The organism is Paraburkholderia sp. Ac-20340, from assembly GCF_017104965.1.
Classification (GTDB): Bacteria; Pseudomonadota; Gammaproteobacteria; order Burkholderiales; family Burkholderiaceae; genus Paraburkholderia.
The window spans coordinates 298,703-314,030 of sequence record NZ_JAAGPR010000004.1 but is presented as its reverse complement, the minus strand read 5'-3'; the positions used below and the strand labels follow the sequence as shown (position 1 = coordinate 314,030).

The window sequence follows — 15,328 nt, the reverse complement described above, 5'->3', positions numbered from 1 at the left end:
AGCGGTTCAGACTGCGCCTTCCCGCTCGAACAACTGCCCGCTCGCGCCGCCATTGAGCGCCTGCTGCCCTTCCAGATAGCGCGCAACCTCGGCATTGCTGACAAAACCCGCCGCCGATGTGGCCGCGAGCATCTGCGCGGCGTCCTGCGGCTTCGCAATCGCGTAACCCTGCACGTAGTCCACACCCAGTTCGTCGAGCGCCCGCAAGGTCTCGACGTCCTCGACCCATTCCGCGATGCTGCGCATGCCAAGATTGCGCGCGAGCGTAATGATGGCTTCGACGATGGCGATATCGGCGGGATGGTTACACATCGTCCGCACGAATTCGCCGTCGATCTTGAGTGCGTCCGCCGACAATTTCTTCAGATAGCGCAGCGAGGTCTGCCCCGCACCGAAATCATCGATGGCGATCTTTGCGCCCATATGATGCACGCGCGCGATGAAGCGTTCGGTGTGTTCGAGATCGTGCAGCGCGACGCTTTCGGTGATTTCGATGCACAGATAATGGACGACGTCGGGGTAGCGGCCAAACAGATCGGACAATTCGTCGAGGAACTGTTCGTCGTTGAGCGAACCGCCGCTCAGGTTCACGCACACAAAGCGCGTGCGCGACAGCGACGCCTGGTGCTCGCGCAGCCATTCGAGCGTGGTCGTGAGCACCCAGCGGTCGATCGCCGTGATCATGCCGGACTCTTCGGCTGCCGCGATCAGCTTCGCGGCGGTCGCCACCGAACCATCGGGCAGGCGCATGCGCAGCAGGACTTCGAAATCCAGCGCCTGCGCGGGCGTGCGCATCGACATGATCGGCTGCATGACGAGGAACAGGCCGTCCGGCAGGCGGCTCTGCCCCAAGGTTTCGATCAGGCTGATTTCGACCGCGCGCTCCTCGAAGGCCGGCGCGCCCTTGCGCAAGGCCACGAGCCGCCCTTGACCGCCGCGCTTCGCGGCGCGGCAGGCGCGGTCGGCATGCGCGAGCGCGTCGAGCGCCCGCACGCCCGGCGAACATTCGACGAGGCCAATCGATCCTCTGACCTGGAACGCGCGCGTATCGACGTGAATGGGCGCGGCATTGAGCGCCTGCACGAAAGCGCGGCAACGCGCGATGGCGTCGTCGATACTCGTGTTTTCCAGCACGCAGACGAATTCGTCGCCGCCCATGCGGCCGATGGGCACCTGCGCGCCGAAATGCTCGACGAGACCGGCGGCCACCTGGCGCAGAATTTCGTCGCCGGTGCCGTGGCCGAACAGATCGTTGAACTGCTTGAAGCGGTCGAGATCCAGATACGCGAGCGACCAGGCACCCGATTCCTCGCAGCAGCGCGCGATGACGTGCTCGATGCCGCGACGGTTCAGCAGGCCCGTGAGCGAATCGTGCCCGGCCAGAAAGTGCAGCCGCTCGACGGCTTTCGAGCGGTCGGTCACATCTTCGAGCGAACCTTCCACGAAGCCGTTCGCGCGGATCGCGCGCAGCGAATAGCGCCGCTCGCCGGTGATGTTGCCGGTCGTGTTGGCCACCGCGCCGTCGATCTCGATCGAGGCCGAGTCTTCGCGTTCCAGCAAGCCGGAAAGCGCAAGCTCGGCGCCGGGCGCAAAATAATCGGCCCATCGATGCGTCTGGTAACGCTCGCGCGGCAAGCCGAGCATCGTGTGCAAGGCGGGATTGGCGCGCACGAAACGGCGCTCGCCGTCCAGCGTGAAGAGGCCGATTGGCGTGAGGTCGTAGGTGTTGCGCAGTTCGACCTGCATTTGCCGGCGGCGCTCGCGCTCCTCGCGCACGCGTTCGGCAATGGCGAACGCGCACAACATGCTCGACGACAACGCGGTCACGACCGGGCTCAGACCGCCCGCCAGCGCCTTCCAGCCGAGTGCGGCGGCGAGCACCTGCGAGAGCGTCGCGAACAGCACGATCGCCATCGACGCGACATACCAGAGCACCGTGCGCGAACGCGCCTTGATGACCAGTTGCACGAGAAAGTAGCTGAGCACCAGGATGCAGAAGCTCGCGCTCACCCACAACACGGGAATGAAATGCGCGTAATCGAGCGCAAACGCGGCGGCCATCAGCACGTAGCCGACATAGCGCACGGCCTGCAGCGTCCAGCGCAGCCCGATGGATTTCAGCTCACGGCGAAACAGTTCCACGAACAGCGTCGTGGTGAGGACGTAGTAGGCCGCGAAGGTGAATTGCCGCAGCAGCGCGATGTGCTCCGGCGCGATCAGCCGGCCCAGCCATTCGGTATCGAAACCCAGCGCGTTGGCGCTCAAACGCAGATTGCCGACCAGCCACGCGGCAAAAATCACATAGGTCCATTCGCGATTGATGATGGCCGTGACGAACACGAAAATCGCCAGCGTCAGCAGACCGCCGGTGATCAGCGAGGCGGCCTGCTGGAAATCGAGCGTGGTGACTTCGAGCTTGTCGCGGCTCGATGCCGATGCGGTGATGTACGCCGGGCCGGAAAACGTGCCGCGGCAAAGAATGGGCGCATGCGGCAGGCGGCGGTCGACGCGCAGCGCGAAGCCCGCCTTGTCGAAGCGCATCGCGCCGCTGGTGCCCAGCCGGTCGCCGGAGCCCAGCGGCGCAAAGCCTGGCCCGGTCAGCCAGCACGCAAGCGTTTGCGCATGACGCGACGGTAAATCGATAAACGTGGTTGCGCCGTTGGCGAACACGGGCGCGTCGAACAGAAACCAGAACGGCGTTTCCGCGAGATGGGTGCTGAACCGCTGGGTCGACACGCCGGCCTGCAGGCGGGTCGCCGCGGCGTCGGGCGACAGGGAGGCGGAGGGATCGGCCAGCACCGCCATGCCCAGCGCGATCGTCCCCGACGTATCGAACTGGCGAGGCGCCCACAACAGGACCGTGATGCTGCCTAGCGCAATCACAAATGGCGCGACGTACATGGAGAACCGCTGGAAAGCCCAGCCGGTCAGCCTGTCCCGAAACGCCCATTTATCCCCTGTCATCTGCCGCCCTTTCCAATGATTTCATTTTCGATTTCATTGCAATGCTACGATGGCCGGCGGCAAAAGCACGACTGTGCTGTGGCCGCCGGCCGCGCTTTTGCTGCATTTCTGCTGCTTTTCTGCCGCACTTCTGCTGCATTTCTGCTGCATTTCCGCCACGCTACACGCGGACGATTCGACTACCTTACGCTTCGCTCAACGACCACAAACGCGTGGACTCGCTACTCGAACTCACCGCTTGTTGCCCGTCTTCTGCCAGCATGGATGCGGTGCTGACATCGATATCGGGGTGATCGGTTTCGAAGAAAAAGCCATAGAACGCATGGCCGACCTGCGCCCAGCGCTGACGAACCCGCGCAACCGGTTTCGCCATCACCCGATGCGGCATCCCGCCGACATGCGACATCGGCAGGAATGCGTTCTCGCCGAACACATCCTCGAACAGCATCGCTTCGTACTCGCGATCGAGCGGCGAACGCGCCGTGATCATCATCCAGTCGATGCCGTGCTGCACGCAGTACTGGTAATACGCCTTGCACAGCGCAACCTTCACCATCCGGCCGATCACGCCGCGCGCCACGCCCAGCCGCGTGGCCTCCGCCATGCGCGTGCCGGCCAGCCAGTCCGGCAGGCTCACCGACTGCTCGAGCGCCAGCGGACCGAAGACATTGGTCTGCACCCGCATGGTGCCGAGCGGGCCGCCATCGAGGCGCGACTGCGCAAGCAGCACGACCGTGCCGGGCGCTTCGTCCAGCGGCTCCACGCCCAGGGTTTCGGCGAACTCCGGCAAGTGACGTCCATAGGCGGTGCGCCGCATTTCGACGGCTTGTGCCAGCTCCACCGGACTGCTTACCACCTTTATCGTAAACGGCAGCGCCTCGGTTTTCTTTACGTCAACCGGCTTAAGGTCGTCCTCGAGCGGCATAAAACCGGCATTCTTCTTCAAAACAGCGGAATCGATGCGATCCATTTCTAACCCCGTAGGTTAATGAGTAAAAGGTACGTCGCGCGAGGAACACCAATGGGTTTCTCGCGCGACGATCAAGAGTCTCACGAACGCAAACGCGGTGATATCGGCAAAGCCAGATGAAGGCAGTGCCGGCAGCGGGAAATAGCGCGAAGAAAGGCCCATTTTTTATGGGCCCGGGTAAGGAAGGGAGTGAGTTGATGCGCGCGAAAAACCGCCTCAACGCCCGGCGGGCGCGCCTTTAACCAGCAGACGATGGGCAAGCCACTGAAGCCCGCCGCACAACAGCAGATAAACCAGCGCAACAAATAAAAAGATCTGTGCGGGATAAACCATCAAACGGTTATTCAACTGGTTCGCGAGAAAAGTAAATTCCGGCACGCCGACGATATACGCGAGCGACGTGTCCTTGATCAGCGACACCCACTGATTGACGAACGACGGCATCATCACGCGCACGGCTTGCGGCAGGACCACTTCCCTGAGCGCCTGCCACTGCGTCAGCCCCAGCGAAAGCGCCGCATCGCGCTGCCCTTTGCCGATCGACACGATGCCCGCGTAGACCGAATGCGAAAGATAAGCGCCGCCGATCAGCGCGAGCGCGCAAACCACGGTCGCCAGACCCGGCACATCGACGTGCAGTAAAACCGGCATCAGGAAGAAGGTCCAGAAAATCAGCATCAGCACGGGAATGGCGCGGAAAAATGCCACGACCGCCGTGAGCGCGAGATGGGCGACGCCGCGCGTCATCGCCAGCGCCACGCCGCCGGCCAGGCCGATCAGCGCCGCCAGCACGGCCGATGTCAATGAAAGCGCGAGCGTCAGCGCAACGCCGCCGAGCGGTCCGGCCGGAAACGAACCGAGCAGCAGATAACGCAGCGTCGCGAGCCAGTCGATGGTCGTCATGCGCGACCTCGCGACAGGGCGCGCGTGCCGGTGCGCTGCCAGACCACGAGCGCCACTTCGATCACGGCAATCGTCAGCACGTAAAACACCGTCGCAATACCGAAAGCCTGAAACGTCTTGAACGTTTCGGTATCCACCTGGCGCGACATATACGAGAGTTCGGCAACGCCAATTGCCATGGCCAGCGATGAGTTCTTCACGAGGTTCATATACTGGCCCGCGAGCGGCGGCGTCGCGATGCGCAACGCCTGCGGCAGGATCACGTAACGCAGCGCGGTATAGCGGTGCATGCCGAGCGCCGCCGCGGCCTGTGCCTGCGCCCCGCTCACGCCGCGCAGACCCGCACGAAATTCTTCGCCGATAAACGCCGTCGTATAGCAGGTGAGCCCGAGCCAGCCCGCGAGCAGTTCGAAGCTCGGCCAGCGCAGCGTGAGCGGTCCCAAGGCGACGACGTGAGCCGCGTTGAGCCACGTCATCCACTCCGCAGGCATCAACGCGGCCGCGCCGAAATACCAGAACAGCAATTGCACCAGCAGCGGCGAATTGCGGAATACGAACACATAAAGCGCAGCGGCGCGCGCCATCGCCGCGTTCGCTGCGGTACGCGCGATGGCCAGGACGAAGCCGCAAAAAGTTGCGCACACGCCCGCGCAGACAGACAGCAACACGGTAACGACGAGGCCCTGTTCGAGCCACGCGAAGTACTTGGGTTCAAGCCAGGTATGCATGAATCAGGAAGCGAAAAGCACAAAACCCGGGCCGCTATCAAGCGAAGCCCGGGACCGGATGGCGAGACGGCGAATCAACTATTCTTTTGCGGATCGCCGATCTTGAACAGACGCGGCAGCGGCGCGGCGCTCTTCGGGCCGAACCATTTGTCGTAGATCTGGGCGGCCTGGCCGTCGGCTTCGAGATGCGTGAGCGTCGAATTCACCGCGTCGAGCAGGCGGGTTTCGCCCTTGGGCACACCCACGCCTTCATAGTCGTTGGAGATGGTGAACGGCGCGATCTCGTAGTTCGTCTTGTCCGGCACGCGCGCGAGCAAGGCCACCAGCTTCGGGCCGTCCTGCGTGATGGCCTGCACGTTGCCCGTGCGCAGCGCGGCGAACGCGAACGGCGTGTCGTCATAAGCGACGATGGTGGCATTGGGATATTTCGCGCGGACCTGCTGTTCGTTCGTCGTGCCTTTATCGGCGCCAATGCGCAGGCTATTGAGTTGATCCGGCGACTTCAGCGTGCCTTTCTTCGCGATGAACTGCGTGCCCGAGGCAAAATACGGCGTGCTGAAATCGACTTCCTTCTTGCGCTCGTCCGTGATCGTGAAGTTGGCGAACACGAGATCGACCTTGCCCGATTTGAGGAACGCAATGCGGTTCGCCGGGTTGGTCGGCTGCACTTCGAGCTTCACGCCCAGGCGCGTGGCCACAGCCTGCGCGTAGTCCACGTCGAGCCCGACGATACGGTTATCGCTGGCATCGACGAAACCGAACGGCGGATTGCTGTCGAACGCGGCCACGCGCAGCACGCCGGCTTTCTTGATGTCGTCGAGACGGTCGGCGTGCGCTGCGTTCGATGCCACGGCCAGCAGCGCCGTCAGCAGTGCGGGAAGCACTGCGCCCCTGATCTTTGTCTTCATTGCCGTATTTCCTTTGTTGTGTGTTGCGTCGTCGGGCTCTGGCCGCCCGGTCGCACAGCACGCACTCTAAAGGTGCAGTTGGGCCACGTGAACGAAGTTTTTGTCAGGTCGAAAGTCCGCAGAATGATTTGACTTTGGGTGCGATTTGTCTTGTCTTGCGAATGCGTCATCGCCCGATACGCCGCCTTCGACCTGACGACATCCAGGTGCCCGACAATCGACTCGATATGCTCCCACCCGCTCAACTCAGCGCGAGTGAAACGTCTCTATTCATCGACAAAAAGAATTTTGATGTACTTGTCGATGATGGCCCCGCCGCGTACGCTAACCATGACAGGGTCTACAGTACGAACGGGGTAAAGGCCATGAAACTCTCACATAAACTCAATGCGCGAAGCGCGACACCGCTGTGGTTGTTCGCACTCGGCCTGGTTCTCTCGGTAACTGGCGCAGGCCTATGGTGCCATGCGATGACATCGACATCGGCAACGCAGGCAAGCCAGTCATTTGCGGTGACTGCCGTGCTGCTGGGCGTGATTGCGGTCGTCTATGCCGCGCATGAGCTTTTGCAGCGGCGACGTTAAAACCCGCGACCATCGTTTGCTTCGCTGCTATCAGGCGTCGCGCGCTATCGGCGCCTCCAGCAGACAGCCAAACTCCGCCGCAAATTCAACCGACACGCGTGCGTGAACCGCGCCTTGTTTGTCGAAGAATCGCTGGGTTCCTGCCAGCGTGAATACGCCTTCGTGCCAGATATTCGGATGAATATAGAGGCCTCTTTTCCCGTCGAAGCGAAAGCAGACGAACTTCTCCGGCGTGATGTCGTCGCCCGGAAGCGCTAGCGGCACATAAAACGGCTGATGATCGAGCGGAAAGAATAGCTGACCGCCATCGGGATGATAGTTAGCATGCCAAAGCAACATGCGCTGCGGCATGTCCCCGCTCTCTTCGCGCGCATGCTCGGGCTCCCTGGCGTAGGCCAGAACGTAATGCCCGCCCACGGCTTCGTTACGGCCATAGAGAATGTCGCCGCGCCATTCGCTGACGAAAACCCCTTCGGTCGTGCCCGCTTCATCGCCCGTTCCCGGGTCGATCGGCCGCGAACCTGTCGCCGGCCATTGCACGATTTCGACCTGACACGCCCGGGGGTCGTCCACCAGTTTGCCGTAGCCCGCCAACGATTCCGGCGTTGCATCGATTACGGGCATGACCACGCGCCGCAGCCCTCGCGGCAGGTTCGGATTGAGGTAGTCGATTGCCTGGCTCATCTTTTGTCTCACGAATAATTTCGAAGCGTCATGCCGCCAAGCTTAGAATCCCGCCCCATCGGCGGTCAAATTAATACGAGTGCTATATTTCGGCATTCATATTTATGTCTTGAGGTTCAAGGTGGCGATGCGTTATTTCCAGCTTCGGGCGTTCGATGCGGTCGCGCGCGAAGGTAGCTTCACGAAGGCCGCGAGCCTGCTGGGCCTGACGCAACCGGCCATCACGACGCAGATCCGCAATCTCGAAGACGACTGCAAGCAGGCGCTGTTTATCCGCACGAACGACGGCGTGACGCTCACCGATGCCGCCCGACCGCTGTTCGAGCTGACCCGACAGATGTTCGCCACCGAAGAGCAGATCGAGGACATGGTCAGCCGCGCGACGATGTTCCGCCACGGTAGCCTCAAACTCGCCGCCGACGGGCCGCAGGTCGTTCTGCAGGTGGTCGCGGCGTTTCGCGCGCACTATCCGGGCATCGAGATATCGGTGTCGTTCGGCAGCCAGCGCGAGGTCTGGGACGATCTGCTGGCGTATCGCGTCGATGCCGCCGTGATCGGCAATGCGAAAAGCGATCCCCGCGTGGCCCTGGTTCCGGTCGCGCGCCAGGACATGCGCGTGCTCGTGCCCGAGGGCCATCCGCTCGCGACGGCGAGCAGCGTGTCTCTCGCCGATCTCGCGGCGTATCCGCTGATCCGCCGCGAGGCGGGTTCCAACACGCAGCGCCTCGTCGACGATGCCTTGCGCCACGCAAAGGTGTCGCCGCCGACAGCCATGAAGCTGGGCAGTCGCGAAGGCGTGCTCGAAGCCGTGCGGCAAGGTTTGGGGATTGGCTTCGTGCTGGAGCGCGAAATCCCCGATGGCGAGCGCTCCATTGCGATTCCGGTCGAGGAATTGCGCGGTTGCAATATCGATTCGCTTGCCTGCCTGCATACCCAGCGCAAGCGCGGAATCGTGCAGGCGTTTCTCGATGTCGCAAGCGCTTCGGCGCGGTTATGACCCGAAGGGGAATGGCGAGCGCAATTGCAATCGCAAGAAATATAATCGCCATTTCAGCGGTCTTTATGCATCGCCCTATTTATCGATTCTGCGCAATTCGAATGCGTCGTGCCCTGCGATGCAAAACTGAAAATATCGAATCCGCAATCATATTGGCGATGTTATTATCAGGTAGCCGTATAACAGAACCGATAACCCGACCACCGAGACCCAAGTGTTGCGCAGCAAAAGGTTGCTGCGCTTCCAATACAAGCGACCCGGCTTCACCATGGCATCGAAAACCGTCGAAACTCAAAACGTCGTCTCCGTCGGCAGCAAGATCCGCTCGCTGCGTCAGCGCCAGGGCCGCACGCTCGACGACGTCGCGACCGTCTCCCAGCTTTCCAAGCCCTTTCTCTCGCAGGTCGAACGCGACCACGCCAGCCCGTCGATCACCTCGCTCGTGAGCATCGCCAAGGCGCTGGGCGTGCCGGTCAGCTATTTCGTCGATACGCCCACCGAGGAAGGTTGCGTACGGCGTCACAAGGATCTGCAGTATTTTTCCTTCGCCGATTCCACCAATCTGTTCGCGCGCCTTTCGAATCAGTCGGGCGGGCGCCAGTTGGAATCCATCCTCGTGCGCATGCCGCCGGGCAAGCGGGCGAGCGAAGTCACCACGCACGCGGGCGAGGAATTCGTCCACGTGCTCAGCGGCGAAGTGACGATCACGCTGGAAGGCAAGTCTTTCGTGCTCGGCGCGGGCGACAGCGCGCATTACGAATCGACCGTGCCGCATAGCTGGACCAATTCGCGCGACGACGAAGCGGTACTCGTCTGGGTCGGCACGCCACGGCTTTTTTAGGCATCTGGGTAACGCGTGGCGCGTCGAATGCCGCGCGAAGCGTGGTCATACGACTCAATAGGCTTTGAAAGACATTGAGTCGATACGAATTTACCCGGCTGAGGTTTTCATCAATTACTTCGCATTCCGATGTTTATTGTGCGCGTCCGCCGTACTCGATCGGGATCGCCTTTCACACCTCGGCTTCCCGCTAGTCCCTTCGAAATCCCCCCAAACATCGCCATTGTCGGGAAGATCCGAATAGTGAATTTAGGATCGCAGGATTTATCCGCCGAAAGGCTGCACTTATGATTGCGGGCACTCGCCGCAGACACGCCCGGACGCTCTGGCTGCGGCCCGTACAAGGACAGCCATGTACCAGACGACTGAGCAACAACTCTTCGAACATGCCCTGCTGGATCTTTTGTTCCCGCACGAGCCCGCCATTGCGAAGCCCGAAGTGAGCAAGTCACATCGCGGCCGCACGACTACGCGCCACGCGAATGACCGCGTCGACAACGACAAAGCGCCTGGTAGCGCGCCGGGCTTCCCCGCCGTTGTCATTGACCATCCGACGGTCCGCACGATTGCGGTTCGCTGGAGCGATCCGCGCACGGGCTGCTACGGCGAACAGATCTGGCGCATGTGTCACTCGCGCCGGCGCGCGCAATGCGCGGCCACGGGTCTGACGATTCAGCCAGGCGATCCTGTGTATAGACCGACAGCCGGCCGATACGGCGTGCCGTTCAACGAAGGGCAATTGATTCTTGCGTCCGCAGTCAGTCACGTGGACGACGAATCGCAGCAAAAAACCTGAATGATATGCATAATCCACGATTCCGGACTTCGATAGCCTGAATCGCGGCGACGGTTAAAATCCTCCGGAGACTAAAGCCCGCACAGCACAACCCAATCGGCCTGGAGACGCGATCTTGAAAGAAAAGGCATTGAGCCAAGCCATTGTCGACGCATCGGCGAACGGCCAGGCGATCGTCTGCGACGATGGCTTGAAACGACCGCCTTGGGCCGTGAACAATCTCTTGCTGCGCGCGTATTACGATTCGGAATGGGGCATGCCGGTTCTCGACGAGCGCGGGCTATTCGAGCGCATCAGTCTGGAAGCATTTCAATCGGGGCTGTCCTGGTTGATCGTTCTGCAAAAGCGCGAAGCGCTGCGCAAGGCATTCAGCCATTTCGACCCTGACCTCGTTGCGAAGTTTGGCGCGCGCGATATCGAACGCCTGCTTGGGGATACCGGCATCATCCGCAATCGGGCAAAAATCGACGCCGCCATCAACAATGCCCAGGCAGTTATCGAATTACGCAAGGATGGCGGCCTGGTCGAATTCATCTGGTCATTCAAGCCCGCCGCCACGCCCGCACCGCGTACGATGGCGGATATTCCCACCACATCCGAAGAATCCATTGCGTTGAGCAAGGCACTGCGCAAACGCGGCTTCAAATTCGTGGGTCCCACCACGATGTTTGCGCTCATGGAAGCGGCCGGCATCGTGGATACACACTTGATCGATAGTCACCGGCGTGGCAGTTCCGGCGTGTGGACAAGGTGAAATGGCACCCGGCTCTTGACGCGCGAACGCTCCAGCCAAAGAGGCAAGCATGCAGCACGAGACAGCTTTTCTGTACAAGTTCATGCCGTCCCCGGTAGGCAAGCTCACGCTGGTGTCGCGCGAGTGCGCGCTGGTGGCCATCCTGTGGGAAAAAGAGCGCCCAGGGCGCGTGCGGCTCGGCAGCTTGCAGGAAGCCAATGACGATCCCACGCTGCTGGAAGTGGAGCGTCAGCTAAGCGAATATTTCATCGGCAAGCGAAACACCTTCGATGTCCGTATCGATTTTATCGGTTCAGATTTTCAGAAGCAGGTCTGGAATGCCTTGCTCGAGATTCCTTACGGCGAGACCCGCACCTATGCGCAGATCGCAACGCGGATCGGCAACCCACGTGCGGTGCGCGCGGTCGGTGCCGCGAATGGACGCAATCCGGTTTCCATCATCGCGCCCTGCCATCGCGTTATCGGTTCGTCGGGCGAATTGACGGGTTTCGCAGGCGGACTTGCCGCGAAAGAAAGACTGTTGCTGATCGAAGATGCGGCCTGGCGCGGCAAGCCGCAGAAAGCGCTGTTCTGATCTCATACAATAACCCGCAACTCATTCCCTCCGGGCAAACACCGTGGACCGACTCGAAGCGATGGAAATGCTGCTAGGCGCGGTGGATGCGGGCAGCCTCTCCGCCGCCGCGCGCGAGTTGAAGATTCCCGTGACCACGCTCACGCGCAAGGTTGCCGATCTCGAAGAGATGCTCGGCACACGCCTGTTGATCCGCACCACGCGAAAGATCACGCTGACCGATGCCGGCGCAGCCTATGTTGCCGCCGCGCGCCGCATTCTCGATATGGTTCGCGAGCAGGAGCACGAAGCCACCGGCGAATTCACTACCGCGCGTGGGGAACTGGTGGTGACCGCGCCGGTGCAACTCGGGCGCCTGCACGTGCTACCGGTGATCAATCAATTCCTCGCGCAATATCCCGACATCACCGTTCGCCTGCTGCTGTCCGATCGCAATATCGACCTGATCGATGCCCATGCGGATCTGGCTGTGCGGATCGGCGAACTGGCCGACAGCAATATGATCGCCACGCGAGTCGGTTCGCTGCGGCCCATTCTGTGTGCGAGCCCCGCTTTCCTGGGCAGGCACGCGGCACCGCATGACCCGGCGGAATTGCCGAAATCTGCGTGTGTGGTTTTCAACAGCCCTTATCTTTCGCCGTGGCGCTTTCGGCTGCCATCGACCGGCAAACTGCTGACGCTCGAAGTCAAGGCGCGACTGGAAGTGACCGCCCCCGATGCGGCCGTTAGCGCGGCGGTGGACGGCGTGGGTATCACGCTGGTCTTCGAGCACGATGCCGATGAAGCGCTCAAAGCCGGGCAGCTAGAGATCCTGCTTCCGCAGTTCGAAGTGGAACCTGTGCCGATTCATCTGGTTCACGTTTCCAGAAATCTTATGGCACTGAAGCTGCGCAACTTTATCGATTTCGCTGCGCCGAAGCTGCGCCAATCGCTATCGGGTTTCGGCAAGCAGCAGAAAAGCTGATTGGCGTTTAATCGTCCGCATCGCCAAGAACCCGCACATTGCGGGTTTCGATCACCGCATGCGTCGCGCCGGTGGCGCCTGGCCCCGGCGCGAAACGCACATCCTGAAAGCGCAGCGCGCGTCCATGCGCCCCTGTTACGCCCATCGTTTCGACGGGTTCACCGCTCGCCTCCTCGACAAGCGCGATGGGCGCACGTCCGTCGACGGCCAGCCATTTATCGCCCCATTGCATGAGTGCGACCAGCACGGGATAGAGATCGGCACCTTTCGTCGTCAGCCGGTAGCCGAATGTATTCGCGCGCGCCGCCAGCGGGAAGCGTTCGAGAATCCCCAGTTCGATCATGCGTTCAAGCCGCGCGGCGAGCACATTGCGCGCGATACCCAGCGCCCCCTGAAACTCGTCGAAGCGCGTGCTCCCCTGCGTGCATTCGCGAACGATCAATAAGGTCCACCACTCGCCAACTTCGTCGAGCGCGCGGGCTATCGAACAGTTCATTCCATCAAGGCGTTTTCGGTACATGGTGAAGCCGATACTACCTCAAGTTTCGTGACGCAACTTCCCCATTTTCTGGGGAACAGTTACCCGGCGCAGATAGTAGCGTGATGAAACTGCGTTCCCTATAGTTTCGCCACGCAACTTAACAACGCTGTGCTACTGAGGAACCGTCATGGATCGCCGCCTTCTGACCCTTGCGCTGGGCATGTTCGCACTGGGCACCGACAGCTTCGTTTTCGCGGGCATCCTGCCCGAAATCGCCCGCGACTTTCATGTGAGCATTGGTGCCGCCGGCCAACTGATTACCGTGTATGCGCTGAGCTATGCGCTACTCGGGCCGACCATCGCCGCACTGGCCGCCAACGTTGCGCGCAAGCGCATGCTGATGGGTGGCATCGGCCTGTTCGTCGTCGCCAACCTGGCCACTATCGTGGCGCCGAATATCGGCATCGCGCTGGCAACGCGAGCGCTCGCGGGGCTCGGCGCCGCCATGTTTTCACCGACGGCGAGCGGCACCGGCGCGATGCTGGTGCCGCCCGAACGGCGCGGTTACGCGCTGTCGATCATCGTGGCGGGGCTGACCAGTTCGACCGCGTTGGGCTCGCCGCTGGGCGCGGTAATCGGCGGTCTTGCGAGTTGGCACTGGACGCTGGTCTTTGTCGCGGCGCTGGGCCTGGCTGCCTTTGCCGGGATCTGGGCCTTCATGCCGGAGGTGCCGCTTGCACCGGCGATCTCACTGTCGAAACGTCTCGCGCCGCTGGCCGATTCACGCGTGGGCCTGACGCTCACCGCAACCGTGCTCGCACAGATCGGCACCTTCACGATCTTCAGCTATTTCCCGCTTGTGTTCGACCGTGCCACGGGCCATAGCCCGATGGTGCTCGGCGCGCTCCTGGTGCTCTACGGCCTCGCCGGAACGGCATCGAATCTTTTGACTGGCCGCATTCTCGACAAGGTCGGTTCGCGCAAGGTGCTCATTCTGATGCTCGCGGCAGTGGCCGCCGTGCTCTTCACGATGCCGTGGTCCAGCGCCCATCTCTGGAGCGCCGCGCTCGCCGTGATCGTCTGGGGTGCCTGTTCGTGGGGCTTTCTCGTGCCGCAGCAGTTCCGCCTTGCCAGCCTGAATCCGTCGATGACCGCTGTGCTGGTGGGCCTGAACACGTCGGGCACGTATATCGGCGTGTCGATTGCCGGTGCAGTGGGCGCGGCCGCAATCCCGCTCGTCGGCGGGCATCAGCTGGGTTTTCTGTCGAGCATCTCGGTTGTCGTGGCGCTGTTTGTTTCCGAACTGGCGAGCCGGCGCATTGCCTCGGTGGAGAAAAAAACCAACGCTGTTGCGGCGTAACTGTCGACTCGTCCAGACGCTGCCAGCCGATCAGGTCAAAGCGCCGAAACAAAGCGATCTAGCCGTCCACTGCTAAGGCCCGATTGTCGGGCGCATTGGAATTCGACAATAACGCCGCGATGCGCGCCTTCGCTTGCGCAAGAATGCGCGCCGACAACTCGGGATCATCGACGATCCGCGAAACCGTGACGGCACCCAGGATCGCAGAGAACACGAACATGGCCGCGCCTTCGTCCGCTGCACCGTTTGCAGACAGGGTGTCGATCAGCGCGCGATAACCGCGCGTTGCGGCGCGGCGCGTTTCGCTGTCTGCGCGGGCAAGCTCGCTGCCCATTGCAATCAACGGACATTCGCCCAGACAGGCTGCACGGTTTTGATCCATCAAAAAGGCCTCGAAATGTTCGATGAACGCCTGTTCGCCATGTTCAAACGAAGCGTCGATCGCGTCGAGCGTCGATGCCATGCCGGCCGCGCAGGCCTGCGCAACCAGTTCCTCCTTGGAGGCGAAATGCCGATAAAACCCGCCATGCGTCAGGCCCGCCGCGGACATGATTTCCGCCACGCCGCTCGCATGAATCCCATTGCTGCTGAACACCTGCGCGGCGGCCTCGACGATGCGTTTGCGCGTAGCCGCCGTCTCCGATTTCGATTTCTTCATACCGTCACTCCCCGCTGCACTGGCAGCGTCATTTCATATCTGCTTTCCCCGATGTTTCAGAACATAGTCGCCCGTCTGCCGATCTTGCCGCAGGCTCAGGAGCCTTGACATTCTGGATTATACTCACTATCTTGATCGCAGATAGTTAAGGTTGATCATCTA

16 protein-coding genes are annotated in these 15,328 nt (G+C 61.6%); 8 read left to right on the top strand and 8 right to left on the bottom strand.

Annotated features, from left to right (window positions below; translation table 11 throughout):
* Nucleotides 1–6: 6 nt before the first annotated feature.
* The 5 genes from G3N59_RS08570 to G3N59_RS08550 all read right to left on the bottom strand — a co-directional run bounded on the left by G3N59_RS08570 (nt 7) and on the right by G3N59_RS08550 (nt 6,473).
* Entirely contained in the window at nt 7–2,901 is a 2,895-nt protein-coding gene (locus G3N59_RS08570; RefSeq protein WP_241023276.1) for an EAL domain-containing protein, read from the bottom strand.
* A 247-nt stretch (nt 2,902–3,148) separates the two neighbouring features.
* Nucleotides 3,149–3,934, bottom strand: a complete 786-nt coding sequence (locus G3N59_RS08565; protein WP_241023275.1) for a hypothetical protein — start codon at nt 3,932–3,934, stop codon at nt 3,149–3,151.
* A gap of 216 nt (nt 3,935–4,150) precedes the next feature.
* Nucleotides 4,151–4,837, bottom strand: a complete 687-nt coding sequence (locus G3N59_RS08560) for an amino acid ABC transporter permease (protein ID WP_205982124.1) — start codon at nt 4,835–4,837, stop codon at nt 4,151–4,153.
* A complete protein-coding gene (locus G3N59_RS08555) occupies nt 4,834–5,565 on the bottom strand; it encodes an amino acid ABC transporter permease (protein WP_205982123.1) in 732 nt (243 codons plus the stop codon). The genes G3N59_RS08560 and G3N59_RS08555 overlap by 4 nt, the downstream gene beginning before the upstream one ends.
* Before the next feature lie 74 nt (nt 5,566–5,639).
* A complete protein-coding gene (locus G3N59_RS08550) occupies nt 5,640–6,473 on the bottom strand; it encodes an ABC transporter substrate-binding protein (protein WP_205982122.1) in 834 nt (277 codons plus the stop codon).
* A 206-nt stretch (nt 6,474–6,679) separates the two neighbouring features.
* Between G3N59_RS08550 and G3N59_RS36930 the strand changes: the two genes are divergently transcribed.
* Nucleotides 6,680–7,057, top strand: a complete 378-nt coding sequence (locus G3N59_RS36930) for a hypothetical protein (RefSeq protein WP_241023274.1) — start codon at nt 6,680–6,682, stop codon at nt 7,055–7,057.
* A 30-nt stretch (nt 7,058–7,087) separates the two neighbouring features.
* Here the strand turns inward: G3N59_RS36930 and G3N59_RS08540 are convergent, their stop codons facing one another.
* Complete coding sequence (locus tag G3N59_RS08540; protein WP_205982121.1) at nt 7,088–7,741, bottom strand: ureidoglycolate lyase; 654 nt, start codon at nt 7,739–7,741, stop codon at nt 7,088–7,090.
* Between the two features lie 127 nt (nt 7,742–7,868).
* Here G3N59_RS08540 and G3N59_RS08535 point away from each other — a divergent pair, with 127 nt between their 5' ends.
* The 6 genes from G3N59_RS08535 to G3N59_RS08510 all read left to right on the top strand — a co-directional run bounded on the left by G3N59_RS08535 (nt 7,869) and on the right by G3N59_RS08510 (nt 12,667).
* Entirely contained in the window at nt 7,869–8,738 is an 870-nt protein-coding gene (locus G3N59_RS08535; protein WP_241023300.1) for a LysR family transcriptional regulator, read from the top strand.
* A gap of 268 nt (nt 8,739–9,006) precedes the next feature.
* A complete protein-coding gene (locus G3N59_RS08530; RefSeq protein ID WP_205982119.1) occupies nt 9,007–9,579 on the top strand; it encodes a cupin domain-containing protein in 573 nt (190 codons plus the stop codon).
* A 352-nt stretch (nt 9,580–9,931) separates the two neighbouring features.
* Entirely contained in the window at nt 9,932–10,375 is a 444-nt protein-coding gene (locus G3N59_RS08525) for a DUF3331 domain-containing protein (RefSeq protein ID WP_205982118.1), read from the top strand.
* Nucleotides 10,376–10,505: 130 nt separating this feature from the next.
* The gene (locus G3N59_RS08520; protein ID WP_241023273.1) at nt 10,506–11,129 is read left to right on the top strand and encodes a DNA-3-methyladenine glycosylase I; all 624 of its coding nucleotides are present in this window, start codon (nt 10,506–10,508) and stop codon (nt 11,127–11,129) included.
* Nucleotides 11,130–11,178: 49 nt separating this feature from the next.
* Nucleotides 11,179–11,703, top strand: a complete 525-nt coding sequence (locus G3N59_RS08515; RefSeq protein ID WP_205982116.1) for a methylated-DNA--[protein]-cysteine S-methyltransferase — start codon at nt 11,179–11,181, stop codon at nt 11,701–11,703.
* Nucleotides 11,704–11,746: 43 nt separating this feature from the next.
* Entirely contained in the window at nt 11,747–12,667 is a 921-nt protein-coding gene (locus G3N59_RS08510; RefSeq protein ID WP_205982115.1) for a LysR family transcriptional regulator, read from the top strand.
* Between the two features lie 7 nt (nt 12,668–12,674).
* Here G3N59_RS08510 and G3N59_RS08505 read toward each other — a convergent pair whose 3' ends face one another.
* On the bottom strand, nt 12,675–13,163 hold the full coding sequence (locus G3N59_RS08505; RefSeq protein ID WP_346777863.1) for a helix-turn-helix domain-containing protein: 489 nt from the start codon (nt 13,161–13,163) through the stop codon (nt 12,675–12,677).
* Between the two features lie 172 nt (nt 13,164–13,335).
* Between G3N59_RS08505 and G3N59_RS08500 the strand changes: the two genes are divergently transcribed.
* A complete protein-coding gene (locus G3N59_RS08500; RefSeq protein WP_205982113.1) occupies nt 13,336–14,508 on the top strand; it encodes an MFS transporter in 1,173 nt (390 codons plus the stop codon).
* 58 nt (nt 14,509–14,566) lie between these two features.
* Here the strand turns inward: G3N59_RS08500 and G3N59_RS08495 are convergent, their stop codons facing one another.
* Nucleotides 14,567–15,166: a TetR/AcrR family transcriptional regulator gene (locus tag G3N59_RS08495; RefSeq protein WP_205982112.1), complete on the bottom strand. Its 600-nt coding sequence runs from the start codon at nt 15,164–15,166 to the stop codon at nt 14,567–14,569.
* Nucleotides 15,167–15,328: the final 162 nt, after the last annotated feature.

Bases quoted from the DNA above. Each gene is read 5' to 3' on its own strand.
- G3N59_RS08570 (WP_241023276.1), bottom strand. From the start codon at position 2,901: ATGTACGTCGCGCCATTTGTGATTGCGCTAGGCAGCATCACGGTCCTG.
- G3N59_RS08565 (WP_241023275.1), bottom strand. From the start codon at position 3,934: ATGGATCGCATCGATTCCGCTGTTTTGAAGAAGAATGCCGGTTTTATG.
- G3N59_RS08560 (WP_205982124.1), bottom strand. From the start codon at position 4,837: ATGACGACCATCGACTGGCTCGCGACGCTGCGTTATCTGCTGCTCGGT.
- G3N59_RS08555 (WP_205982123.1), bottom strand. From the start codon at position 5,565: ATGCATACCTGGCTTGAACCCAAGTACTTCGCGTGGCTCGAACAGGGC.
- G3N59_RS08550 (WP_205982122.1), bottom strand. From the start codon at position 6,473: ATGAAGACAAAGATCAGGGGCGCAGTGCTTCCCGCACTGCTGACGGCG.
- G3N59_RS08540 (WP_205982121.1), bottom strand. From the start codon at position 7,741: ATGAGCCAGGCAATCGACTACCTCAATCCGAACCTGCCGCGAGGGCTG.
- G3N59_RS08535 (WP_241023300.1), top strand. From the start codon at position 7,869: ATGCGTTATTTCCAGCTTCGGGCGTTCGATGCGGTCGCGCGCGAAGGT.
- G3N59_RS08530 (WP_205982119.1), top strand. From the start codon at position 9,007: ATGGCATCGAAAACCGTCGAAACTCAAAACGTCGTCTCCGTCGGCAGC.
- G3N59_RS08525 (WP_205982118.1), top strand. From the start codon at position 9,932: ATGTACCAGACGACTGAGCAACAACTCTTCGAACATGCCCTGCTGGAT.
- G3N59_RS08515 (WP_205982116.1), top strand. From the start codon at position 11,179: ATGCAGCACGAGACAGCTTTTCTGTACAAGTTCATGCCGTCCCCGGTA.
- G3N59_RS08505 (WP_346777863.1), bottom strand. From the start codon at position 13,163: ATGAACTGTTCGATAGCCCGCGCGCTCGACGAAGTTGGCGAGTGGTGG.
- G3N59_RS08500 (WP_205982113.1), top strand. From the start codon at position 13,336: ATGGATCGCCGCCTTCTGACCCTTGCGCTGGGCATGTTCGCACTGGGC.
- G3N59_RS08495 (WP_205982112.1), bottom strand. From the start codon at position 15,166: ATGAAGAAATCGAAATCGGAGACGGCGGCTACGCGCAAACGCATCGTC.